The organism is Streptomonospora mangrovi (assembly GCF_027604915.1).
In the GTDB taxonomy this organism is placed as follows: domain Bacteria; phylum Actinomycetota; class Actinomycetes; order Streptosporangiales; family Streptosporangiaceae; genus Streptomonospora; species Streptomonospora mangrovi.
Genome location: NZ_JAJAQC010000016.1, coordinates 1 through 24521 on the forward strand (window position 1 = coordinate 1; position 24521 = coordinate 24521).

The following is a 24521-nucleotide window of genomic DNA, read 5'->3' on the forward strand; positions in this document are numbered from 1 at the left end:
GCGCCCCGCCGCCCGCGAGTCGCGCCCGGCGGCGCCCGCCGCGCCGCCGGAGTACCCCCCGCCCGCCGCGGCACCGGCGCCCGCGCCCGCTTCGGCGCAGGCCGCGCCCGCCCGCCCGGCGGCGCCCGAGTACCCGCCGCCGACCGCCCGGCCCGCCGACCCCGAACCGGCCGCCCCCGAGGCGCCCGAGCCCGAGGTGCGGGCCCCCGCCGACGCCGACACCGCCGCCCCGGCGCCCGACACCGAGCGCCCCACTCCGACCCCGACCCTGACCCCGAGCGAAGACGGTTCTCCTGTGAACGCGCACGCAGCCGCCGCCCAGCCCGAGCACCCCGACCACGGCCCCGACACGGCCGGCGACCAGGCCGCCCCCGCGCCCGCCGAACCCGCCCGCACCGCCGAGCGGCCCGGCGCCGCCGCCGAGCACGCCTACGACGAGGCCGAGCGCGCCGCCGTCTACCGCGCCATCCGCGACCGCCGCGACGTGCGCGTGGGCTTCCGCGCCGACCCCGTTCCCGACGACGTGCTCACCCGGGTCCTCGACGCCGCCCACCGCGCCCCCTCGGTCGGCTACTCCCAGCCCTGGGACTTCATCGTCGTCCACGACGAGGACCTGCGCGCCCGCGTGCACGAGCTGGTGCGCGTCCAGCGCGACGAGTACGCCCGCGCCCTGCCCGGCGCCCGCGCCCAGGCGTTCTCCGGCCTCAAGGTCGAGGCCATCCTCGACACCCCGGTCAACGTCGTGGTCACCGTCGACCCCACCCGCGGCGGGCGCCACACCCTGGGCCGCCACGCCCAGCCCCGCACCCCCGGCTACTCCGCCGCCCTGGCCGTGGAGAACCTGTGGCTGGCCGCCCGCTCCGAGGGCCTTGGCGTGGGCTGGGTCAGCTTCTTCGACGAGCGCGAACTCGCCCGCGCCCTGGACCTGCCGCCCCACCTGGAGGTCGTGGCCTACCTGTGCGTCGGCTACGTCGAGGACTTCCCGCCCGAGCCCGAGCTGTCCATGAGCGGCTGGGCCCGCCGCCGCCCCCTCTCCTGGGCCGTCCACCGCGACCACTACGGGCGCCGCGGCCTGCCCGGCGAGGACGCCACCAGCCTGCTGGACGAGACCGTCAGCGCCATCACCCCCCTCAACCAGCGCGCGCTGAAGGAGGCCGAGGAGCGCCAGGCCGCCATGACCAAGCCGGCCGGGTCCCTGGGCGTCCTGGAGGAGGTCTCGGTGCGCCTGGCCGGCCTGGCCGGGGAGTGCCCCCCGCCCGTGCCCGAGCCCGCCGCCGTGGCGGTCTTCGCCGGCGACCACGGCGTGCACGCCCAGGGCGTGAGCGGCTGGCCCCAGGAGGTCACCGCGCAGATGGTGCACAACTTCCTGCGCGGCGGCGCGGTCGTCAACGCCTTCGCCGAGCAGGTGGGCGCCGAGGTCACCGTCGTCGACGTCGGCGTGGCCGCCGACCTGCCCGCCGTGCCCGGTCTGCTGCCGCGCCGGATCGCGCCCGGCACCGCCGACATCACCCAGGGCCCGGCCATGACCCGCACCCAGGCCGACTACGCGGTGGAGGCCGGCATCGAGGCCGCCCGCGACCTCGTCTCGGCCGGCAACCGCTGCCTGGTCACCGGGGACATGGGCATCGCCAACACCACGCCGGCGGCCGCGCTCATCGCCGCCTTCACCGGCGCCGACCCCGCCGAGGTCACCGGGCGCGGCACCGGCGCCGACGACGCCATGCTGGAGCGCAAGATCGAGACGGTCCGCCGGGCGCTGGCGGTCAACGACATCGACACCGCCGACCCCGTCGGCGTCCTCGCCGCCGTGGGCGGGTTCGAGCACGCCGCCCTCACCGGGTTCATTTTGGGCGCCGCCGCGCTGCGGGTGCCCGTCCTGCTCGACGGGGTGAGCGCCGGGGCCGCCGCCGTGGTCGCCGCCGCCATCGAGCCGCGCGCGCTCAACGCCTGCTTCGCCGGCCACCGCTCCGCCGAGCCCGGCCACGCCGCCGCGCTGCGCCACGTGGGCCTGCGCCCCCTCATCGACCTGGAGATGCGGCTGGGCGAGGGCTCGGGCGCGCTCCTGGCGCTGCCGCTGCTCCAGGGGTCGGTGCGGGCGCTGCGCGACGTGGCCACGTTCGGGTCCGCCGGGGTGAGCGAACGGTACTGACCGGCTCCCCGTAGAGTTGTGCGCGGCCCGCCGTGCACGGCGACGGGGGGCCGGGGCGCGCCGGTGGCGACCGCGGTGCGCACGTGCCCCCCGTTTGACACGGTATTTTGGGTTTCGCCGTCGGCACACCGCGCTACGCGGCGAACGCGGCCCGCATCCCCCGCACAACACCCGCCAACGAACGCACGCTCGCGGATACGGAGGCAGCCTCGGTGACGTATCTCCTCGGCCTGCGGATGGAGGGGCGCGCGGCCCTGGTCGTCGGCGGCGGCCGGGTCGCCCAGCGGCGCGTCCCCGTGCTGCTGGAGTCCGGCGCCGACGTCACCCTCGTCGCCCCCGAGGCCACCGCCACCCTGGAGGGCCTGGCCGCCGCCGGGCGCCTGACCTGGCTGCGCCGCGCCTACACCCCCGGCGACATCCGCGACGGCGCCCTGGGCCGCTTCTGGCTGGTGCACGCCGCCACCGACTCCGCCGAGGTCAACGCCGCCGTGGCGGCCGAGGCCGAGGCCGAGCGCGTGTGGTGCGTGCGCGCCGACGACCGCCACGCCTCGGCCGCCTGGACACCGGCCAGCGGCGGCGCCGCCGGCGTCACCGTGGGGGTGGTCGCCAACGGCGACCCGCGCCGCGCCGCCGGCCTGCGCGACGCCGTCCTGGACGGGCTCTCCGACGGCACCCTCGACGCCCGCCGGGGCCGCGAGCGCCACCACGGCGTGGCCCTGGTCGGCGGCGGGCCCGGCGACCCCGGGCTGATCACCGTGCGCGGCCGCCAGCTCCTGGCCCAGGCCGACGTCGTGGTGGTCGACCGGCTGGCCCCCACCTCCCTGCTGGACCGCCTGCCCGCCGACGTCGAGATCGTCGACGCCGCCAAGATCCCCTACGGCCGGTCGATGACCCAGGAGGACATCAACCGCGTCCTCGTCGACCGCGCCCGCCAGGGCAAGTTCGTCGTGCGGCTCAAGGGCGGCGACTCCTTCCTGTTCGGCCGCGGCGGCGAGGAGGCCGCGGCCTGCGCCGCCGCCGGCGTGCCCGTCACCGTCGTGCCCGGCATCACCAGCGCGCTGGCCGCGCCCGCCGCCGCCGGCATCCCCGTCACCCACCGGGGCGTGGCCCAGGACGTCCACGTGGTCTCCGGCCACGTGGCCCCCGGCGACCCCCGCTCCACGGTCGACTGGGCCGCCCTGGCCGCCGGCGGGGGCACCGTCGTGGCGCTGATGGCGGTGGAGCGCCTCGCCGCCATCGCCGACGCGCTGATCGCCCACGGCCGCTCGCCCGACACCCCGGTGGCCGCGGTGCAGGACGCCACCCTCCCCACCCAGCGCACCGTCCGCGCGACCCTGGGCACCGCCGGGCGCGCCGTCCGCGACTCCGCGATCCGGCCGCCCGCCGTGATCGTGATCGGAGAAGTGGTCAACCTGGCCGGGGAACTTGACATACTTCAGACGGGGCGTGAAGGGCCGGGGGCGCGGGGCGCCGCCTCCGCCGATCCCGCCGTCGGCGACCCACCCGAGGGGAACCGGGTCTTGTGACCGCGACGACCGATGAGAAGGGCGGAAGCGCTATGTCCCGGCCGCCTGCGATGCCGGAAGCCACAGGGGCGGGCCAGCACGGGCCCACAGCGGCCGACCGGTCCGAGCCCAGACCGGGCCGCCACGAGCGCGCCGACCCGTCCGCGCCGCAGCGGCGGGGCCGGGCCAAGCACCGGGGGGCCTCCAGCGACACCCGGTTCGAGAAGGTCCTGGAGAACCTCGGCGCGCGCATCCGCGGCCTCCAGTTCGCCGAGGGCCTGCCCGGGGCGAGCGAGGGTGCCAGCGCGCGCACCGACGTCCTGCACCAGCTCGAAGACTACGTCCTGCCGCGCGTGCGCCGCCCCGACACCCCCCTGCTCATCGCGGTCGCCGGCTCCACCGGCGCGGGCAAGTCCACCCTCGTCAACAGCCTCGTGGGCGAGCAGGTCACCACCACCGGGGTGCGCCGGCCCACCACCAACAGCCCCGTCCTGGCGTGCAACCCCGCCGACGTCGACTGGTTCAGCGAGGCGTCGTTCCTGCCCACCCTGCCGCGCGTGCGCCAGCAGGGCCTGGCCATGCCCGGCAAGGACGGCATGCTCGTGCTGGCCCCCAGCGAGTCCATGCCCGAGGGCGTCGCCCTGCTCGACACCCCCGACGTCGACTCCGCCGTCTCGGCCCACCACGAGTTCGCCGCCAAGTTCCTCGACGCCGCCGACCTGTGGGTGTTCGTCACCACCAGCCGGCGCTACGCCGACGCCCGCGTCTGGGAGTTCCTCCAGGTCGCCCGCGACCGCGACACCTCGCTGGCGGTCGTGCTCTCGCGGGTGCCCAAGAAGGGCCGCCGCCAACTGGTCGAGCACTTCGGCGCCATGCTGGAGGCCAACGGCCTGGGCGGCGCCACCCGGTTCGTCATCCCCGAGACCGACCAGATCGTCCGCGAGCGCTTCAAGGGCAACACCGTCGACCCCATCCGCGACTACCTCGCCGACGTCGCCGGCGACCTCGTGCAGCGCGACCGCGTGTCGCTGCGCACCTTCATCGGGGTCATCGACAGCTTCCGCACCCGCGTGCCCGACCTCGCCAAGCAGGTCGAGGTGCAGGTCGAGATCCGCCGCGCCCTGGAGTCGGCGGTGCAGTCGGCCTACGAGTCCGCCGGCGCCGAGGTCGACACCGCCCTCAGCGACGGCTCCCTGCTCAGCGGCAACCTGCTGGCCCGCTGGCACGACATCGCCGCCAGCGGCGAACTCGTCCGCATGCTGCGCTCGCGCGGCAAGCGCAAACCGCGCGGCGGCGGCGACGCGCGCGACCGCGTGCAGGCGCTGGAGACCGCGGTGCGCGACAGCCTGGAGTCGCTGGTGCTGACCTCGGCCGAGCGCGCCGTGGAACGCGTCGCCGACCGCTGGTCCGACATCCCCGGCGGCCAGGACCTCGCCGACCGCGCCGGCGGGCGGCGCCTGCCCGAGTCCTTCGGCCCCCGCACCCGCGACGCCGTCGCCGCCTGGCAGCACACCGTCGGCGAGATGATCGCCGCCGACGGCGCCACAAAGCGCTCGGTGGCCCGCGTGGCCGACTTCGACAAGCAGGCGTTCACCCTCGTGCTCATCGTCGAACTGCTCGGCTTCGACGCCGCACCGGGCGGCGCCGGCGCCCGGACGTCACCGAACCGTTTGCTCAAGGGTGTGTTCGGCGCCGATTCCCTGCGTAACATTGGCAACAGGGCGCGCAACGACCTTCGGCAGCGCATCGGCACCCTGCTGTATGAGGAGCGCACCCGCTTCACCGACACCCTGGCAGCGGTCAAGCTGCCCGACGAATCCGATGCCGTCCAGCTCTACCAGGCGACATACAACCTTGAGATTGCGCGATGACGACTCAGTGGAACCCCGCTCACGCTGACGAGGAACCGGAGGCGGCGGGGAACCAGGCGGCCGACCGCCCCGCACCCCAGCCCGCCGCGGACACCCGCCGCGCGCAGGCGGGCTGGACCGGCTACGTCGTGCCCGAGGCCGACCGGCTGAACGCCGGGTGGGCGCCGCCCGCCGGCGACACCTGGCCCGCCCGCCGCCCGGTGGGGCCGCCGGCCGACTCCTACCCCGCGCTGCGGCGCGCGGTGGACCTCCAGTCGGGGGTGGCCGCCGCGGGCATCGTCCCGCCCGAGTCCGCCGGGCCCAGCGTGCCCGCCGCCCCGCCCGCCCCCGCCGCCCGCCCCGATCCGGCCGAGCCCGCCCCGCCGGAGCGCCCGGCCGACACCGCGCCCCAGCGCGACCCCGGGTCCGCCGCCCCCGCCGGCCGGCCCGAACCCGCCCCCCGCAGCACCCCCGGCCGCCACGCCGCGCCGCCGCGCGGCGCCGCCCGCCGCCGCGACGACGACGACCCCGACGACGACCGCCTCGCCGCCTGGGTGGGCAGCCTCGCCGAGGTCGACGAAGCCGGCATGATCGCCGGCCGCCGCACCGGCCCCATCCCCGTGGTCGGCGCCGCCGCCGACACCCCGCGCGGCGCGGAGTCCGGCCCCGAGCCCGCGCCCGAGGCCCCCGCCGACCCGCCGGCCGACCCCGCCCCGCGGCCGGCGGCCGACCCCGAGCCGGCACCGGCCCCGGCCGCCTCCGCCGGCCCCGCCGACTACGACTCCTACGCCGCCGCCGACGACGACGAGTACGAGCCCACCACCGGCGAGTGGTGGCAGCCCATGCCGGCCACCACCCGCGAGGAGCTGATCACCCGCCTGGACGCGCTGTCGGCGCTGGTGGGCATCGGGCACGACGACTTCGAGCGCGAGCTGATCGAGGACGCCCACCACCTGCTCAACCACGCCGGAGCCCGGCTGCGGCTCTCGGCCGACCACACCGTGGTGGCGCTGGCCGGCGGCACCGGCAGCGGCAAGTCCTCGCTGTTCAACGCGCTGTGCGGGCTGGAGTTCTCCCGCGTGGGCATCACCCGGCCCACCACCTCCTCCGCCCACGCGTGCGTCTGGGGCAACGAGGGCGCCGAGGGCCTGCTGAGCTGGCTGGGCGTGCCGCGCCGCAACCGCCACTCCCGCACCAGCGAACTCGACCGCGCCGGCTCGGAGCTGTCCGGGCTGATCCTGCTGGACCTGCCCGACCACGACTCCGTGCGCGCCATGCACACCGCCGAGGCCGACCGCCTCATCGGCGCCTGCGACCTCATCGTGTGGGTCCTGGACCCCCAGAAGTACGCCGACGCCGCCGTGCACCACCGCTACCTCGCCGAGATGTCGGGCTACGGCGCCGTCACCGTGGCCGTCCTCAACCAGGTCGACCGGGTCGAGCCCGACGAACTCGAGGAGCTGCTGACCGACCTCCGGCGGCTGCTGGAGACCGAGTCCGGGGTGCAGACCCGGGTGCTGACCACCTCCACCGTCACCGGCCAGGGCATCCGCCAGTTGCGGACGCTGCTCGCCGACACCGTCGGCCAGCGCCGCGCGCTCATCGACCGGCTGGTCGCCGACCTCGACCGCGTCGTGGTCGGCTTCGAGCGCTACCACGGCGACGCGGGCGCCGCCGACATCGACCCCGTCCTGCCCGAGCGGGTGCGCGCCCGCCTGGTCGACGACCTGGTGGCGGCGGGTGGCGTCGCCGCGATCGCCGACACCGCCGAAGCCGTCTACGAGCAGCGCGGCGCCAAGCGCGTGGGGTGGCCGCTGGGCCGCTGGGTCCGCGGGCTGCGGCGCGACCCGCTGCGCGCGGTGGGCGCCGACCTCGGCGGCGAGGGCGCCGACCCCGCGCCGGTCGAGCCGCACGCCGCCGGCATCGACAAGGCGGCCGTGGCCGTGGCCGACCACGCCGCCGGGTCGCTGCCCTGGCCCTGGCCGCGCCGGGTGCGGGCCGCCGCGCGCGGCGGCCTGGACGTCCTGCCGCGCGAGCTGAGCCAGGCGGTGGCCGCCACCGTCCCCTCGGCCGATGACACCCCCGCCTGGTGGAACGCCGTGCGGGTGCTCCAGTACCTGCTGACCGTGGTCTCGGGCGCCGGGCTGGTGTGGCTGGTCGCGCTGCTGGTGAGCTGGCTGGGCGGCGGCCTCACCGGGCTGCCGGTGCTGGACGACCCCCGGTTCCTCGGCCTGGCCGCGGCGGTGGTGGTGGCCACACCGCTGGTGGGGTGGCTGATCGGCAACGGGTGCGTCAACCTGGTGTCGGTCGCGGCGGCGCAGCGGCGCGAGCGCATCGAGCAGCGCTCGGCCCAGCGCGCCCGCGAGATCGCCGAGCAGCGGATCCTGGCCCCCGTGGAGCAGGAACTCGCCCGCTACCGGGAGTCCTGCGAGGCGCTGGCCACCGCGCGCGGTCCGCGCCGCTGAGGGCGGTGCGCCGGCCCGCGGGGCGCGGCGGGCACACGCGAAGGGCGGTGGGCCGGGGTTCCTCCCCGGTCCGCCGCCCTTGTTCGTGTGCGTCCGACGCCTTGCCGCGCGGTTGGGCGGCGAAGGCGGGTGACGTGCCAGACGTGCTGGCCGTGCTGGTCGAGGGCCGCCGGCGGCCGGGGGCAGGCGATCCGGGAACCGCTCGCCCCGGCGGTCGGCACCGCGCCTAGACCCACTGGATACCGGAGGACATGGCCCCTCCTACTGGTCGCGACCACGCGGCCGGAGCGCCGGCGCGCGCCCGAGCCGCCCTGCCGGCCGTGGCGGGTGTACCACCCGAACGAGTCTGCCGGCGGCCGACCCGCCGGGGTCGGGACACCGCGCCGCGCCGCCGCCGGTGCCGCGGGCGCGGACTCGGCCGCCGGCCGGGCGCGTCAGTGGACACCAGCACACTTCAATCTAGCTGTTTCCCTCTACCACTGCACAATCAGCGATTAAAATATCACTGACTGTAATCCAAAGACGATCCTGTCGCCGGCACCCGACACGCCGAAACGGACGCGCGATCGGCCGCCGGGCGTCGACCGATCCGTGTCGGGCGGGATGCCCTGATCGCGAGCGGGGGAGATCCACGTGGCGGTGGCCGAGCAAGGGGTGGCTGAGCGGCGGCGGCCGTGGACCCTGTGGTGGAGGGACTGGCCGGTGTTCGCCCAGCCGCGCCGCCTGGTGGTCTTCATGGGCGTGGTCCTGACCTGCGCCGCCCTCATGGGCGTGTGGTCGGGCGTGCTGACCCCCATCCGCGGCGACGAACTCGCCACCTTCGCCGCCCTGGCGATCTGCGCGGGGCTGTGCGTGGAGGCCATGCGCCGCCTGGGCACCCCCGCCGGGCTCACCCGCGACCTGCTGGGGGCGTGGTGGTTCCCCACCCTGCTCCTGCTGCCGCCCATGTACTCCCTGATCCTGCCGGTGCCGGTCTACCTGCTGCTCCAGTTCCGCATCCGGCGCACGGTCATCCACCGGCGGCTGTTCAACGCCGCCTCGGTGGCGGTGTCGGGCTTCGTCGCCTCCCTGCTGTTCCACAGCGCGCTGGTCGACGGCACCGCCTCGGCCCTGCGCGTGCCCATGGCCGTCACCGAGCACCACATCACCTCGGTCGAGGGCGCGTCGCTGGCGGCCCTGTGCTGCGCCGTGTTCACCGTCGTCAACACCCTCATCGTGGCGGTCGCGGTGCACCTCAGCTCCTCCGAGGCCCCCTGGCGGCAGATGCTCTTCGACCGCGAGGCCCTGACCGTCGACTGCGTGGAGCTGTGCGTGGGCGTCACCGCCGCCGTCCTCACCGGCCTGTCGCCCGCGCTGCTGGCCCTGGCGCTGCCGCCGGCGATGCTCCTCCAGCGCAGCCTGCTGTTCCAGCAGTTGCAGACCGCCGCGCGCACCGACCCCAAGACCGGCCTGCTCAACGCCAGCACCTGGGAGGCCGAGGCCGCGGCCGAACTCGCCCGCGCCCGCCAGAGCGGCCGGGCGGCGGCGCTGCTGATCATCGACATCGACCACTTCAAGGCCGTCAACGACACCTACGGCCACCTGTTCGGCGACCACGTGCTGCTGGGCGTGGCCACCACCATCGGGGCGCAGTTGCGCAAGTCCGACGTCATCGGGCGGTTCGGCGGCGAGGAGTTCGTGGTGCTGCTGCCCGACTCCGACATGGCCGAGGCGTGCCGCGCGGCCGAGCGGCTGCGCATGCGGATCGGGCGCATGGCGCTGAGCGCCAACGGCGACGACGTCCGCATCACCGTCTCGCTGGGGGTGGCGGTCCTCAACGTCCACGGCGACGACCTGGTCGACCTTCTCGCGGCGGCCGACCTCGCGCTGTACCGGGCCAAGGGCGCGGGCCGCAACCGGGTGTGCCTGCCGGTCCTGACCCGCTCCGCGGTGCCCGCCCGCCAGCCCGGTCCGGCCGTGGCCGAGGTCCCGCCGGAGCCCTCGGTGGTCCGCCACGTCCCCCGGCCCCGCGCCACCGAGGGCGGACGGCCCGACGCCCCGAGCGGTTCGGGCGCAGCCAGCGGCCAGGAGCCCTGACCGCTCCGCAGCGCCGGGTTATCCACATCCCGCCAGGTTGCCGTTGCTCCGCGTGATCAAATTGATCACGCTGGGTGCATGGAACCCAACCGTCCGCGGCTCCCGGCCCCCGGGCCCACCGCCCCCCTCGCCCCCGCCGTCCTCACCCTCTCCAGCCCCGCCGACATCGTCGCCGCCGTCCCCTACCTCCTCGGCTACCACCCCGCCGACACCCTCGTCGTGCTGGGCCTGCGCGGCGGCACCCCGCGCCTGCACACCCTCTTCCGCTGCGACCTGGGCGAACACGTCCTGGGGCATCCGCTTGAGGCCGCCCGCCACCTCGTCACCGGGCTGCGGGCCGACCACTGCGGCACCGCGCTGATCGTGGGTTACGGCCCCGCCGCCGACATCACCCGCTGCGTCGACGCCCTGCGCCGCCGCGCGGCCGAGGCCGGTATCGCCGTGGGCGAGGCGCTGCGGGTCGCCGACGGCCGCTACTGGTCCTACGTGTGCGACTCACCCGGCTGCTGCCCGCCCGAGGGCGTGCCCGTCGACCCCTCCGCCTCGGCGGTGTCGGCCGCCGCAGTCGCCAACGGCCTCAGCGCCTGGCAGAGCCTGAACCGCATCCGCGCCTACCTCGCGCCGCTGGACGACCCCGCCCGCGCGCCCATGCGCGCCGCCACCCGCCGCGCCGAACGCCGGGGCCGGCGGCTGCGCGCGGCCTCGCCCGGCCGCGACTCCTTCGGCCCCCGGTTCCGGGTGCGGGGCGCCCGGGTGGTGCGGGCCGCCGTCGCGGCGGCGCTGCGGGGCGACCTCCCGCGCGCCCCCGACCACCTGGCGTGGCTGGGCGTGCTGCTGGCGTGCGTGCGGGTGCGCGACGACGCCTGGGTGCGCATCGGCCCCGGCACGGCCGACCCCCACGTGGAGCTGTGGCGGCAGGTGCTGCGCCACGTCGACCCCGCGTACCGGCCCGCGCCCGGGTGCCTGCTGGCGGTGGCGGCCTGGGCCCGGGGCGACATCGCGCTGGCCGACGCCGCCCTCGACCTCGTGCGCGCGGCCGACCCCCGCTACCCCCTGGCCGAACTCCTGTGCCAGGCGCTGCGGGCCGGGCTGCCCTGGCAGGGCGTCCCCGCCGAGCGCCTGGCGGCCGCCTGGCCCCGGGACCGGCCGTGAGCCCCGCGGTCGGCGCCGCGGCGCCCGCCGGCCCGGCCGGGGGCCGCTACCGCGCATGGCCGGGGCACCTGCGCCCACACCCTAGGCTTGGAGGCATGCCGGAGTACATCTACAGCTTGCGAAACGTGCGCAAGGCGCACGGCGACAAGGTCGTGCTTGACGACGTCTCGGGGCAGTTCCTGCTCGGGGCGAAGATCGGCGTGGTGGGGCCGAACGGCGCGGGTAAGTCCACGCTGCTGAAGCTCATGGCCGGGGTCGAGCAGCCGTCGAACGGAGACGCCCGCCTCATGCCGGGCTTCAGCGTCGGCCTGCTCGCCCAGGAACCGCGCCTCGACCCCGAGAAGACCGTCCTCCAGAACGTCGAGGACGGCGTTGCCGAGACCAAGGCGATGCTCCAGCAGTTCAACGACATCGCCGAGAAGATGGCCACCGACTACTCCGACGACCTGCTCGCCGAGATGGGCAAGCTCCAGGAGCAGCTCGACCACCGCAACGCCTGGGATCTGGACAGCCAGCTCGCCCAGGCCATGGACGCCCTGCGCTGCCCGCCGCCCGACTCCGACGTCACCACCCTCTCCGGTGGCGAGAAGCGCCGCGTGGCGCTGTGCAAGCTCCTGCTGGAGCAGCCCGACCTCCTCCTGCTGGACGAGCCCACCAACCACCTCGACGCCGAGAGCGTGCAGTGGCTGGAGACCCACCTCGAGGGCTACCCGGGCACGATCATCGCGATCACCCACGACCGCTACTTCCTCGACAACGTGGCGACCTGGATCCTCGAACTCGACCGCGGCAAGCTCTACCCCTACGAGGGCAACTACACCACCTACCTCGACACCAAGGCCGCCCGCCTCAAGGTCGAGGGCCAGAAGGACGTCAAGCGGCAGAAGCGCCTGGCCGACGAACTGGAGTGGGTGCGCTCCAACGCCAAGGCCCGCCAGACCAAGAGCCGTGCCCGCCTCCAGCGCTACGAGGAGATGGCGGCCGAGGCGGCCAAGACCCGCAAGCTGGACTTCGAGGAGATCCAGATCCCGCCGGGTCCGCGCCTGGGCACCACCGTGGTCGAGGTCAAGAACCTCACCAAGGGCTTCGACGACCGCGTGCTGATCGAGGACCTGTCGTTCTCCCTGCCGCCCAACGGCATCGTCGGCGTCATCGGCCCCAACGGCGTCGGCAAGACCACGCTGTTCAAGATGATCGTGGGCGAGGAGCAGCCCGACTCCGGCACCATCAACGTCGGCGACACCGTGAAGATCTCCTACGTCGACCAGTACCGGGGCCGCATCGACGACAAGAAGAACGTCTGGGAGGTCGTCTCCGACGGCGAGAGCTTCATCCAGGTCGGCAACGTCGAGATCCCCAGTCGCGCCTACGTGGCGGCGTTCGGGTTCAAGGGCTCCGACCAGCAGAAGCCGAGCGGCGTGCTCTCCGGCGGCGAGCGCAACCGGGTGAACCTCGCGCTCACCCTCAAGCAGGGCGGCAACCTCCTGCTGCTGGACGAGCCCACCAACGACCTCGACGTCGACACCCTGGGCTCGCTGGAGAACGCGCTGCTGGACTTCCCCGGCTGCGCCGTGATCACCAGCCACGACCGCTGGTTCCTGGACCGGGTCGCCACCCACATCCTGGCCTGGGAGGGCGGCGCGAACTGGTTCTGGTTCGAGGGCAACTTCGAGTCCTACGAGAAGAACAAGGTGGAGCGCCTCGGCGCCGAGGCCGCCCGCCCGCACGCGGTCACCCACCGCAAGCTCACCCGCGACTGACCCCCGCGGTCTCCGGCACACCGCCGCGCGGGCCGGCGCACCCCCTCCGGGATGCGCCGGCCCGCGCGTCAGGCGGCCAGGCATCGGCGAAGGCGCCGGTGCCGCTCGCGCGCGCGGGCGGCACCGCATAAGCTGACGGGCGACTATGACTTCCCCGCGCGAAGACCAGCAGACGTTCTACGACGCCGTGGGCGGAGAGGACACCTTCGTCCGCCTCGTGCGCCGCTTCTACGAGGGCGTGGCCGCCGACCCGGTCCTGCGTCCCCTCTACCCCGAGGAGGACCTCGGCCCGGCCGAGGACCGGCTGCGCCTGTTCCTCATGCAGTACTGGGGCGGTCCCCGCACCTACAGCGAGCAGCGCGGCCACCCGCGCCTGCGCATGCGGCACTTCCCGTTCCGCATCGGCTCGCGCGAACGCGACCACTGGTTGGCGCACATGCGCGCCGCCGTGGACGACCTCGCGCTGCCCGAGCCGCTGGACCGCCAACTGTGGGAGTACCTGGTCTATGCCGCGCACAGCATGGTGAACGCGCCCGACGACCTCCCTCCGGCGCAGGACTCCGCCGACCTGCCGGTGCAGCCCCCGCCGGAGAACCCCTCGTCCTGACCGCTGGCCGCCCCGACCCGCCCCCGGCCGCTAGCGTGCGCCGGGCGCGGGGTGCAGCGGGGAGTCCGCCGGCAGCAGGTCCACCGGCAGCAGTTGCTCGGTGAGCAACCGCCGCACCCGCCGCGCCCGGTCGGGGCCCGCCAGCCACGGCGCCACGATCCGCCGGCCCAGGTCGTAGCCCAGCACGTAGGTGCCCATGGCGGGGGCGCGCACCAGCGCCAGCGCCGCCGCAAGCCCGGCCTCGTCCAGCAGCGCCCAGCGGGTGAGGTAGGCGGCGACCTCGTCCTCGCCGCGCCCCTCGGCCGCCATCAGCGCGGCGTTGGCCCACACCCCCCACAGGACGTTCTTCGCCCGGTGGACCGCCGCCAGGTCGCAGTCGTCGGGGGCGGCCCCGGCCTCGGCGGGGAGGTGGTCGCACAGCCACCGCTGGGCGTCGTCGCCGGGGAACACCAGCTCCTGGGCGTGCAGGCCGAGCCCCTCGCTGAGGACGAACGACGGCGAGACCATGAACCGCACGCGGTGGTCGAGCAGGCCGCGCCGCTCCACCAGGTGCGACTCCTTGAGCATCGACTCCGCGATGTGCCCCGGATAGACCTCGTGGCTGACCAGGTAGAGCAGGTCGGCCAGGTTGAACGGCACCGAGGTGTTGACGAACAGCGTGCCGCGCGCGCCCCCGGCGTAGTGCCCGGCGCCCTGGAAGCCGCCCTCGGTGACCAGGCGAACCTCGACCGACGCGCCGGCGGGCAGCGCGGCGAACGCGGCCTCGGTGCGCCTGCGGCACTCCGCCACCGCGCGGTCCAGCAGGTCCGGCAGCAGGTCGGTGCGCCGCAGCGCGTGCCGGTCCTGCCAGGCGTGCAGCCGCCCGGCCAGCGTGCCGCCGGTGCGCGGCAGCGCGGCGTCCAGCAGGCCGTGCGCCGCCGCGAAGTCGGACTCGGGCCGGGGGACCGGCTCCACGCCCAGGCAGTCGCGCGCGTGGTCGCCGGGCGCGGCCCGCCGCCCGGCGAGCGCCCGCGCCACCGCCCGCATGGCGCGGACCTGCGCGCCCAGGTAGGCCGCGCGCGGCGGGCCGAACGGGATCTCGCCGAGCAGGCGCCCGGCGTCCTCGGCGAGCCGCGCGGGGTCGGGCGGGGGCTCGGCGGCCGCCGCCGCGCGCCACTTCTCGGGGCCGCGGTAGATCAGCACGGTGGCGCCCCCGCCCTCGGTGGCGAGCCGGTCGATGCGCAGCGCCGTCAGCGCGTATTCGCGCAGCCACCGGTCGGCCGCGCCGCCGGCGTCGTGCGCGCTCTCCGCCGGGGCGTCCAGGTCTGCCATGATCCCTCTCCTCTCCGCCGGTTCTGCCGGTACAGCCGGTGCGGCCGGATCGACGGGCCACCCGGCCGGCGGTTACGTTAGCCGTACGGTTTTCCGTACAGCGCACGGGCGCACAGCAGGCGGCCGGACCGGGATGGAGGACTGCATGGCGGCGGGCGGTGGAGCGGCCGGGGAGCCGGGCGGGGTGTGGCTGCGCGCCGAGGGCGGGCGGCCCCGCCGGGAGCGGCTGTCGCGCGAGCGGATCGTCGCCGCGGCGATCGGCCTGCTGGACGCCGAAGGGGTGGCCGGGTTCTCCATGCGCCGCCTGGCGGCGCGGCTGGCGGCCGGCACCATGTCGCTGTACGAGTACGTCAGCGGCAAGGAGGACGTCCTCGACCTCGCCCTTGACGAGGTGCTCGGCGAGATCCGCCCGGCCGCCGCCGGTACCCCGTGGCGCGCGGCCGTCACCGCCCAGGCCGTCCAGAGCCGCCAAGTGATGCTGCGCCACCCGTGGGTGCCGGCGCTGGTGGGCACCCGGCCCCTGCTGGGACCCAACGCGCTGGCCTCCTCCGAGCGCTTCCACGCCGCCCTGGCCGCCACCGGCCTGGACGACCGCCGGGTCGCGGCGGCGGTCAGCGCCGTGACCGGCTACGTCGACGGCTACGTTGTCAAGGAGGCCCTGTGGCGGGCGCGCCACCGCGACCCGGCGGCAGAGGCCGACCTGCGCGGCCGCGTCTGGGCGCACATCGGCGAACACGCCGACACCTACCCCGCGCTGGGGCTCTACGCCCGGCTGGCCGCCGAGGGCCAGACCGACTTCGACACCCAGTTCCGCATCGGCCTGGACCTCGTGCTCGACGGCGTCGAGGCCCAGATCCGCGCCGGCGGCACCTGAGCGGGGAGGGCGGCCGGCGCCGTCCGAGGCGGGGCGGAACAGGGACAGGACCCGGGGCGGGATCAAAGCGGGGGAGGGCCGGCAGCCCGGTCGCGGGGGACGGCCAGCACCGCCGCCGCGCAGAAGGCCGCCGCCACCGCGAAGACCGTGTGCAGGCCCAGTCCGGTGATCACCAGGCCCATCAGCAGCGGCGTGGCGGTGGTGCTCACCGCCTGCAAGGAGTTCTGCGCCGCCATCGCCCGCCCGGCCCAGGCCAGCCCGGCGGTCTCGGCGACGGCGGTGAAGGTCAGCCCGTTGTGGCTCATCGACAGCACCAGGCAGGCCAGCAGCAGCGGCACCGCCGCCCCCGGCAGCACCGCCGAGGAGGCCGTGAGCCCCAGCAGCGCCGCCCCCGACACCAGCGCCACGGTGCGCACCGGCCGCAGCCGACTGCCCAGCCGGTCCGACCACAGGCCCAGCAGCAGCCGGCTCAGCGCGCCGGGCACCTGCGTGGCCGCGATGACGGCCCCGGCGGTGGGCGCGCTCCAGCCGTGCTCGGACACCAGGTAGACCAGCGCGTAGGTCATCACCGTGAACTGCGGTACGCCCAGCAGCATGCTGACCCCGTGCACCCGCCAGATCGCGGCATGCCGGTAGGGCGAGGCCCCCCGGCGCGCGCCGCCCGGCGCGCCCGGAGCCCGGGGAACGGAGTCAGCGTGTCCGGCCGGGGTGCCAGCGGCGGTGCCGGGCTCCGGACTCGGGGACACGGGTCCCGGCTCAGGAGTCCGGGATTGGGAGCCGGGCGGCCCCGGCTCGCCCGGCTCGCGCCGTTCGCCGGACTCGCGCGGCTCGGCGTCGGGTGCGCCCGCGTACAGCAGCACCGGGGGCACCATGGCAACGGCCAGCGCCGCCGGCAGCAGCATCGCCGCGACGAACCCCCAGTGCTCGGCCACCAGCGGCATCAGCGCGGCCGACGCCCCGATTCCCAGCGGCTGGGCGGCCTGCCGTATCCCCATGGCGAGCCCGCGCTGGCGCGCCGAGAACCACGCCAGCACCAGCCGCCCACTGGCCGCGTTCACCGGCCCGCCCGCCGCTCCGACCAGCGTGAGGACCGCACCCGCGCCCCACGGGCCGTCGACGACGCCGAGCAGCAGCAGCGCCAGCGCGGTCAGGACCAGGCTCGCGGCCATGGTGAAGCGCTCACCGTAGCGGTCGATCACCACCCCCCACCCGAACAAGGTGGCCAGCAGCCCCAGACTGGGCAGCCCGGCGAGGGTCCCGGCCTCGGCGATGGTCAGCCCGTAGGCGGCCCGCAGTTCAGGCAGGACGAAGGGCACCCCGAACAGCGCGGAAACACTCGCGATCTGCGCGGCGATTCCGATACAGAGGATGACCCAACGTCTGTGCTCGCCCACCCGGCCAGGGTAGTCACCGGCGTTGACCAGGGTCGCGGGCAGGGCGGGTCACCGCTACGCCTCGAAGTAGCGCACGTAGGCGTTGCCCTTCGTCTTCCAGTACTCGAACACGCGCTCGTCGGAGTAGCCCAGCTTCGCGCGCAGGCGCGGAACCGCCTTGACCATCTGCGCATCGTCCGTGGTGAGGGAGCCGTCGTCGTGCAGCGTCAGGAACGGCCACGTCTCGCGCGTGCGCCGGTCCTGCATGTACAGCACTCGGGGCATGTCTCCTCCCCGCGCCGGTCCGCGCGGCGGTGCCGGGTCAGGCGGAGCCGGACGGCTCCAGGTGGGCGGTGAGGAAGGCCCGCTCGTCGCCGCTGAGGCGCCGGGGCGCCTGCTTGGCGGTGTCGTAGCCGACGAGCACGCTCATGGCGCGGGCGTAGACGTGGTCGTCGTCGCGAATCTCATAGGCCAGGCGGAAGCTGGCGGTGCGGACCTCGGTCACCCACGTCTCGACCCGCACGGGGTCGCGGCGGAGCAGGATCGGCTTGAGGTAGTCGATCTCGTGCCGGGCCACGACCAGCCCGCCCAGCCGGGTGTGCGACTCCGCGGGGACGTCCCACCGCAGGAACGCGATGCGGGCGTCCTCAAGGTAGGTGAGCATCCGGACGTTGTTGACGTGGTTGAGCGGATCCAGGTCGGCGAACCGCACGTGCGCCCAGTAGACGTGCCGCCCCGACTCCCGCCCCTGCACCCGGGCGCCCTCGGCCGTGGTGACTGCCTCCACCTGGAACCCCTCCCCTTCACAACGCGGACGGCACCACGCTACCGGCCGCGCCCCGAACGGGGTTCGGGAAGCCCAGGCCCAACGGAGCGACCCCGCTCACACCGGGAGCGACGGGCCCGGCGGCGGGGTCAGTTCTCGTCGGCCTTCGCGACGGCTTCGGCCTCCAGTGCGGCGGCGAGCCGGCGGCGCAGCCAGTCGGGTGTGGAGTCACTGTCCCGGGGATAGGCGCGGGAGTCCACGAGGAAATCGTAGTCGTGAGCCGGGATTGAGAATGAGGGTTCCTCGTCGTGGCTGTAGTGAACCGTGAACCGCCCCGGGCGGGTAAGGATGTAGACAGCCTTGAACCACGTGCCCTTGCCCGGTGAGTACATCCCGTCCCGCAACTCCGTCATCTTCGCGATGGCAGCGGGCGGCGTTGACACTGACGTTGACTGTTCGTCGTCCAGCACGGCGGTCGTCTTCGTGGAACAGAAGTCCAGCAATGCGTCGCAGCGCAAAGTGACCTTGTTCCAGTTCCGCGGCGCTGCTTTGGCTAGAGCCCGGCCGACCTCGCGGAGGATGGCCTCCTGCTGCGCGGGAGTGAGGCGACCACGGGCGCTCATGGGGCTACCTGTCTTATGAACGGGGCGCAGTCAATGGTCATTGTCCTTCGCGACGGCCTCGGCCTCCAGCGCGGCGGCGAGCCGTCGGCGCAGCCAGCCGGGGGTGGCGTCGCTGTCCCTCGGGTACGCGCGCGAGTCCACGAGGAAGTCGTAGTCGTTGACCGGTATAGAAAACGAGGGCTCGTCGGTGTAGTTGTAGTCGATTGTGTACCGCCCTGGTTGCATGACCCGGTAGATCGCTGTGTACCAGGTGCCTTTGCCCGGCGTGTACATACCAGTTCGGAGCCGTCCCATCTTCACCGCTGCCTCGGTGGGGACGGACACGCTCGTTGAGGTGCCGTCGTCCAGCACAGCAGTGGCCTCGGTGGACCGGAACTCGACAAGTGCGTCACAGCGCAAGGTCACCTCGCTCCAGTTCCGCGGCGCGGCCTTGGCGAGTGCTTGTCCGATCTCGCGGAGTAGGGATTCTTGCTGTGACGGAGTGAGGCGGTCGCGGGCACTCATGGGGCTACCTGTCTTATAAACGGGTCGCGGTCATTTGTCGTTGGCCTTCGCGACGGCCTCGGCTTCCAAAGCGGCGGCGAGTCGACGGCGTAGCCAGTCGGGTGTGGACGCGCTGTCCCGGGGATAGGCGCGGGAATCCCTGAGGAAGTCGTGGTCGTAAGCCGGGATCGGGAACGAGGGTTCTTCGTCGTAGCTGTAGTGAGCCTTGAACCGACCTGGGCGTGTAACCCTGCAGACCGCTCTGTACCACGTTCCCTTGCCAGGTGTGTACATTCCGGCCCGCAACTTCCCAAGCTTGACCGCGACTTCAACAGGAGTGGACATCTGTTCCGTACTGCCATCATCCAAAACGGCGGTGGCCTCCGTGGTACTGAAATCGAACAGGGCGTCACACTCCAATCTCAATTCTTCCCAGTTTCGCGGCGCCGCTTTTACCAGGGCGCGGCCAATCTCACGAAGCAGGGAGTTCTGCTGCGCGGAGGTGAGGTGGTCGTGGTGTCTCATGGGGCTACCTGCTCTTACGGGCGTTCACTGCCAGTTCGGAATATTTGGGTACCTAAGAGGGCGGGGGTACCTGACTCCGTTGACCTCCCACTCTACGAAAATATCGGTGGGCGGGGGATGCAGCACTCTTCCGTTTGGAGCGGTCAGCGTCGGCATGTTTGGATCGTACACATTGGTGATACGGACCTTGATCTCCGGCTTCGGATCCTGGCGCAGGAGGCGGACCCACTCCTCCTCAAGCCTGCGGAAACTGCCGTCGATACCGGGCAGGTGCGTCCGCTTCTGGTTGACCGTCTCCAGCATCGGGACCACATTGAGGCGTTCCCCACCACCGCCGAACTCGCTGGCGCCCGCCATGTGCCCGCCGTTCCACTCGACGTCCTCGTAGAGCGGAAGCTCGCCGGGGTTGGGCGGGCGCCCGTGCCTGGCCGTGAACTGCTCGGTGAGGTACTCGTTGTAGACCCGGTAGTAGTCGCGGCCCTCCCAGCCGATGGCCCGCTGCTGGGTGTCGTTGCGGGCATTGCTGTCCAGTTCAAGGACGCCCTCCATTGACTCCGTTCGGCCCAGGTGATCGGTGCGGTAGGTGTACCGGTCGTCGACTACGTAGGTGGCGTTCGGCCGGGGGTTCGTCAGTTCGGGGTTCTGCGCGCTGTCTCGATCCGTACGCGTGTGGACCTCGATGACCTCGCCCTTGTCGTTGGTGATAAACACCTCGGCGTGGCCGTTCTCGTAGTCGGCGTCACTCGCGTGGTTCTCCCGATAGTCCCGCAGTTCGTAGCGGGTGTTCGGGTCGAGTCGGCCGCTGTCGCCGAAGCGCTTTCCCTCCTCCGGCCACAGGGGACTGTCTGGGTCGAGCCTTTCCAGCGCGGGCGGCCGAGGTGGGGCGTCCTCACCCTCTTCGCCGTCCCCGCTGCCATCGTCGTCAGGGAGGTCGAAGTCGACCTCGGCGTCCTCGTTCCGTTCGTCCTCAGGAGACCCATTCGGGTCCTCCTGGGCCGGGTTCGCCCGGTCTGCCGGGTCGCCCTCGGGAGCGCCCTCCGGGCGCTGCCCCTCGGGGATGTCGGGTTCCTCGTCCGGTAGGCCGGGATCGTCGTCCCCCGGGCCGCCGGAACCGTCTCTGCCGCCGGTCCCGCCCCCGCCTCCGCCGGACGGGTCGGGACTCGCGACCGTCTCCGACCCCGAACCGGTCCGGGTGCCGCCGGACGGCGGCGGGTCGGTCGGGGTGGTGGTGGGTGGGCGGGTGGGGGAGTCCGAGGGGGTCGGGGTGGACGAGGGCGGGGTGTCGGGGCCGTCGGCGTTGGCCTCGATGTCGGGGGCGCCCACCAGTGCGGGTTGGCGGCGCCAGCCGGCGGCCTCCTCCAGGGCGGCCTCCAGGCCGATCTCGTCGGCGCGGATGTCCAGCACCTCGTTGATGCGCTGCTGGAGTTCGCTCGTGGTGGGGGCGTCCTGGCCGTTGATCCGGCTCAGGTCGAACTCCGTGCCGGTGCGGGTGAACTCCGGGCCGTCCCCGCCGCTGCCGTCGCCGTTGCGACCGGGTCCCAGGTCGCCGAGATTGCCCAGGGTGCGCACGATCCGCGTGCCCCGCCAGGCCATCAGCGGGACGCCCACGATCGCCCCGGCACCGGTGGCGGTCAGGGCCGCGCCGCCCACGATGCTGCCGATGTTGACGAGTCCCTGGGTGATCACGTAACCCGGCCGGTCGTCCCACTCCCGCCACGGGACCATGGAGTGGGCGATCTCCGTCCATGCAGTGCGGGCCGTGGAGAGGCTCCACTCGCCGTCGTGGTAGCCCGCGAGCATTCCGACACCGGCCAGCGTGTCGCCCCAGGCGGTGGTGGCGTTGTCCCACATGGTCCCGGGATCGATCGTCCAGTCGCCCTGGCCGTCGTGGAAGCCGAACATCCCCAGGGTGTCCTGCACCGAGCCCCAGGTCAGGTCCACCAGCGCCGAGCCGACGTCCTCGTACCAGGGGGCGTCGTGCTCCTGGGGGACCGCCCAGGGAGTGGCGACGTCCTCGGGAGGGCGGGTGTAGCCGTAGGCGACCTCGTTGCGGCCCAGGTTGGGTTGGGAGTCGGGGTCGGTGGCGACGAACCGGGTGCCGCCGAACAGGGCGGTGATGGCGTTGGCGCAGGTGCGCTCGGCGGCCATGAAGTCGTTCTGGACCTTGATCAGGTCGTTGTTGAGGGTGCTGAGCTCCTCGACCTTGTCCTCGTCCTTGCGCCAGTCGTCATTGCCGTCGATGTGAGCCTGCATGGCGACGGCGTCGGCCTTGAGGCGGTGCCAGCGCTCCAGGATGGGGCGCACTTCGGCGGCGAACTGGATGAGGGCGTCGCCGGCGGCGGTGGCCGCGTCGTCGATCTCCCCGCCCCAGGTGGGGACCTCGTCCACGGCGCTCAGCAGGGTGTCGGCTTCGGGCGCGGAGTAGATGCCGCTGAGGCCGTTCCACCCGGTCTTGATGTCGTCGCCGATCTCGGCGATGTCGCCGCCGGTGCCCTTGAGGGCGCGCCCGGCCTCTTCGACGTCGTCGGGCTGCACCGGGGGAATCGCGATCGCGGAAGGGTCGATTCCGTCCGAAAGACCCGGGGGAAGGTCGTCCTCGCCCATTCCTGTCACCTCGTCGGCGTTTCACCCAGAGTGGAACGCCAGACACTTTAGCGACGCTTTGCTTGTACTGAAGGGTGATTTGACCTGTTTGTGACTGGTGGTAATTCGGGCCGGACCGAAAAACGAATCCGCCCTGCGGAGTTCTCGCATGTAACAGGCGAAAAAGACAACGCGGCGGGCGCCGGTGCCGTGACCGGGAGTGGTCACGGCGAAACCGGCGCCCGCCGCATTGCGTCGCCGACCGCCTCGGGGCGGCCGGTCAGTCCTCCGCCACCTCCAGGCCGGTGTGGTGGGCCAGGAACGCCAGTTGGTCGGCGCTCAGCCGGACCGTGCGGCTGACCGACCGGGCGCTGTGGCCGACCTCCGCCTCGCGGCGCAGCAGGACGGGGCGCTCCCGCACCGGGGCCGGGGTGGCGTGCTGCATGGCCGCGCACATCTTGCGGGCGTGCAGGGGGTCGACCCGGGTGTCGTTGTCGAAAACCGTGAAGAGCGTCGCCGGGTAGCGCACACCCTCACGCACGTTGTGGTACGGCGAGTACGCCAGGAGCCACCCCAGCGCCTCAGGATCCTCGGCGCTGCCGTACTCCACGTTCCACAGTTCGCCCAGCCCGAACCGCTCGTAGCGCACCATGTCCAGCAGCGGTGCCGAGCACACGGCCGCCGCGAACAGGTCGGGCCGCTGCGTGATCACCGCGCCCACCAGCAGGCCGCCGTTGCTGCCGCCCATCACCGCCAGTCGCCCGGGCGTGGTGCGGCCGGTGGCCACCAGGTGCTCGGCCGCCGCGACGCAGTCGTCGAACACGTTCTGCTTGTCGCCCAGCATCCCGCCGCGGTGCCACTCCTCGCCCTCCTCCAGGCCGCCGCGCAGGTTGGCCACCGCGTAGACGCCGCCCGAGCGCACCCAGGCCAGCGCGGTCGCGGAGTAGTCGGGCGTCATCGAGATCGAGAACCCGCCGTAGCCGTAGAGGATGGCCGGGCGCGGCCGGACCTCCCCGGGGGGCGACACCACCAGCATCCGCACCGGCGTGCCGTCGCGCGAGGTGAAGGTGACCTGCTCGGTGCGCACCTCGGGCACCTCCGGCGCGCCCGGCGCCGACGCCCACAGCGCCACCTCGCCCGTGCGGGCGTCGTAGCGGTACACCGCCCCCGGTGTGGTGCTGTCGCTGTAGCGGAACCACGCCTCGTGGCCGCCCTCGGGGCGCGCCGCCACCCCGCCGATCGAGCCGATGCCGGGCATCTCCACCGAGCCCGTGCGCCGGCCGTCCGCCAGCGCGTGCACGCTGACCTCGCTCACGGCGTGGCGCCGCCACGACACAAGCAGCCGGGGCTCGGCCAGTCCGGGGCCGTCCAGCACGGCGTAGCCGCCGAACACCGCGTCGGGGTCGGCCGCCACCAGCGTGGTCCAGTGCTCGTAGCCGGGCGTGCGCGGGTCGGCCACGCACAGCCGCCCGCGCGGGGCGTCGCGGTCGGTCACCAGGTACAGCCGGCCGTCGCGCCCCACGTGCGGGGCGACCTCGGCGTCCACGCCCTCCTGCACGACGCTGAAGCGGGGCCGCTCCGGCCCCGACTCCGCCAGGTCGGCGATCCAGGCGTCGTTGCGCGAGGAGGTGCCCTTGGTGGCGGTGAGCACCAGCCACCGGCCGTCGCGGCTGACCCCCACCCCGTAGTACTCGGTCTTGTCGCGGCCCTCGCCGAACACCAGCACGTCGTCGTCGGGCGAGGTGCCCACCCGGTGCAGGTAGACCCGCCGGTGGTACTGCTCCTCGCCCTCGGGCACCGCGCCGGGCGCCAGCCGGCGCACGTAGTAGAACGCCTCGCCGCCGGGCAGCCAGGCCACCGGGGAGTAGCGGCAGCGGTCGATGGGGCCGTCCACCACCTCGCCGGTGGCGATGTCCATGACCCGCAGCAGCGACTCCTCGTCGCCGCCCTCGGAGACCTGGTAGGCCAGCAGCCGCCCCTCGTGGTCGGGCCGCCAGGAGTCCAGGGTGGTGCCGCCGGTGGGGTCGAGCGCCACCGGGTCGATCAGCGGGCGCTCGACGCCGCCGGGCTCGGCCAGGTAGAGCACCCCGTGCTCCTGCTCGGGCGCACGCCGCATGAACAGGTACCGCTCGCCCCGCCACACCGGCACCTGGACCGTGCCGGCGCCCAGCAGCGCCTGGACCCGCCGGCCCAGCTCCTCGCGCCCGCTCCAGCGCGCCGACTCCTCCGCGAACAGCGTGTCCTGGGCGTCGGACCACTCCTTGGTCCGGGGCGAGCGCGGGTCCTCCAGCCAGCGGTAGGGGTCGTCGACCAGGTGGCCGTGCAGGTCCTCCCGGCAGTGCACGCGCTCGGCGGCGGGGTAGCGAGGTTCAGGCATGACCAGAACTCTATCCGGCGGTCCCGGCGCGCCTCGGCGCCG

The 24521-nt window shown here is 74.2% G+C and carries 18 protein-coding genes; 9 read left to right on the plus strand and 9 right to left on the minus strand.

The window, feature by feature from the left end; all coding sequences use genetic code 11:
- The 8 genes from cobT to LG943_RS11190 all read left to right on the plus strand — a co-directional run.
- A partial coding sequence (gene cobT / locus LG943_RS11155; RefSeq protein ID WP_270072170.1) for a nicotinate-nucleotide--dimethylbenzimidazole phosphoribosyltransferase occupies window positions 1-2149 on the plus strand: 2149 nt, incomplete at its 5' end.
- Window positions 2150-2385: 236 nt separating this feature from the next.
- The gene (gene cobA / locus LG943_RS11160) at window positions 2386-3675 is read left to right on the plus strand and encodes a uroporphyrinogen-III C-methyltransferase (RefSeq protein ID WP_270072273.1); all 1290 of its coding nucleotides are present in this window, start codon (window positions 2386-2388) and stop codon (window positions 3673-3675) included.
- Between the two features lie 32 nt (window positions 3676-3707).
- Window positions 3708-5525 (plus strand): GTPase, encoded by a 1818-nt coding sequence (locus tag LG943_RS11165; protein ID WP_270072171.1) that lies wholly within the window; start codon window positions 3708-3710, stop codon window positions 5523-5525.
- Entirely contained in the window at window positions 5522-7969 is a 2448-nt protein-coding gene (locus LG943_RS11170; protein WP_270072172.1) for a GTPase, read from the plus strand. The genes LG943_RS11165 and LG943_RS11170 overlap by 4 nt, the downstream gene beginning before the upstream one ends.
- A gap of 633 nt (window positions 7970-8602) precedes the next feature.
- Entirely contained in the window at window positions 8603-10045 is a 1443-nt protein-coding gene (locus LG943_RS11175) for a sensor domain-containing diguanylate cyclase (RefSeq protein ID WP_270072173.1), read from the plus strand.
- 78 nt (window positions 10046-10123) lie between these two features.
- Window positions 10124-11197 carry a DUF4192 domain-containing protein gene (locus LG943_RS11180; protein WP_270072174.1) on the plus strand — a complete coding sequence of 358 codons (1074 nt, stop codon included), beginning with the start codon at window positions 10124-10126 and terminating at the stop codon, window positions 11195-11197.
- 95 nt (window positions 11198-11292) lie between these two features.
- Window positions 11293-12957 carry an energy-dependent translational throttle protein EttA gene (gene ettA, locus LG943_RS11185; RefSeq protein WP_270072175.1) on the plus strand — a complete coding sequence of 555 codons (1665 nt, stop codon included), beginning with the start codon at window positions 11293-11295 and terminating at the stop codon, window positions 12955-12957.
- A 145-nt stretch (window positions 12958-13102) separates the two neighbouring features.
- A complete protein-coding gene (locus LG943_RS11190; protein WP_270072176.1) occupies window positions 13103-13564 on the plus strand; it encodes a globin in 462 nt (153 codons plus the stop codon).
- Window positions 13565-13594: 30 nt separating this feature from the next.
- Here LG943_RS11190 and LG943_RS11195 read toward each other — a convergent pair whose 3' ends face one another.
- On the minus strand, window positions 13595-14875 hold the full coding sequence (locus LG943_RS11195; protein WP_270072177.1) for a hypothetical protein: 1281 nt from the start codon (window positions 14873-14875) through the stop codon (window positions 13595-13597).
- Window positions 14876-15020: 145 nt separating this feature from the next.
- Here LG943_RS11195 and LG943_RS11200 point away from each other — a divergent pair, with 145 nt between their 5' ends.
- Window positions 15021-15749 (plus strand): TetR/AcrR family transcriptional regulator C-terminal domain-containing protein, encoded by a 729-nt coding sequence (locus LG943_RS11200; RefSeq protein WP_270072178.1) that lies wholly within the window; start codon window positions 15021-15023, stop codon window positions 15747-15749.
- A gap of 62 nt (window positions 15750-15811) precedes the next feature.
- Here the strand turns inward: LG943_RS11200 and LG943_RS11205 are convergent, their stop codons facing one another.
- From LG943_RS11205 to LG943_RS11240, 8 genes are all read right to left on the minus strand, one after another.
- A complete protein-coding gene (locus tag LG943_RS11205) occupies window positions 15812-17143 on the minus strand; it encodes an MFS transporter (RefSeq protein ID WP_270072179.1) in 1332 nt (443 codons plus the stop codon).
- A gap of 54 nt (window positions 17144-17197) precedes the next feature.
- Window positions 17198-17407, minus strand: coding sequence for a hypothetical protein (locus LG943_RS11210; RefSeq protein ID WP_270072180.1), 210 nt, complete (start codon window positions 17405-17407; stop codon window positions 17198-17200).
- A gap of 37 nt (window positions 17408-17444) precedes the next feature.
- On the minus strand, window positions 17445-17909 hold the full coding sequence (locus tag LG943_RS11215; RefSeq protein WP_270072181.1) for an acyl-CoA thioesterase: 465 nt from the start codon (window positions 17907-17909) through the stop codon (window positions 17445-17447).
- Between the two features lie 128 nt (window positions 17910-18037).
- Complete coding sequence (locus tag LG943_RS11220; RefSeq protein WP_270072182.1) at window positions 18038-18511, minus strand: hypothetical protein; 474 nt, start codon at window positions 18509-18511, stop codon at window positions 18038-18040.
- Between the two features lie 30 nt (window positions 18512-18541).
- Window positions 18542-19015: a hypothetical protein gene (locus tag LG943_RS11225; protein WP_270072183.1), complete on the minus strand. Its 474-nt coding sequence runs from the start codon at window positions 19013-19015 to the stop codon at window positions 18542-18544.
- Window positions 19016-19045: 30 nt separating this feature from the next.
- Window positions 19046-19519: a hypothetical protein gene (locus tag LG943_RS11230; protein ID WP_270072184.1), complete on the minus strand. Its 474-nt coding sequence runs from the start codon at window positions 19517-19519 to the stop codon at window positions 19046-19048.
- A 24-nt stretch (window positions 19520-19543) separates the two neighbouring features.
- Window positions 19544-22123 carry a DNA/RNA non-specific endonuclease gene (locus tag LG943_RS11235; protein WP_270072185.1) on the minus strand — a complete coding sequence of 860 codons (2580 nt, stop codon included), beginning with the start codon at window positions 22121-22123 and terminating at the stop codon, window positions 19544-19546.
- Between the two features lie 259 nt (window positions 22124-22382).
- Complete coding sequence (locus LG943_RS11240) at window positions 22383-24479, minus strand: prolyl oligopeptidase family serine peptidase (RefSeq protein WP_270072186.1); 2097 nt, start codon at window positions 24477-24479, stop codon at window positions 22383-22385.
- Window positions 24480-24521 lie beyond the last annotated feature (42 nt).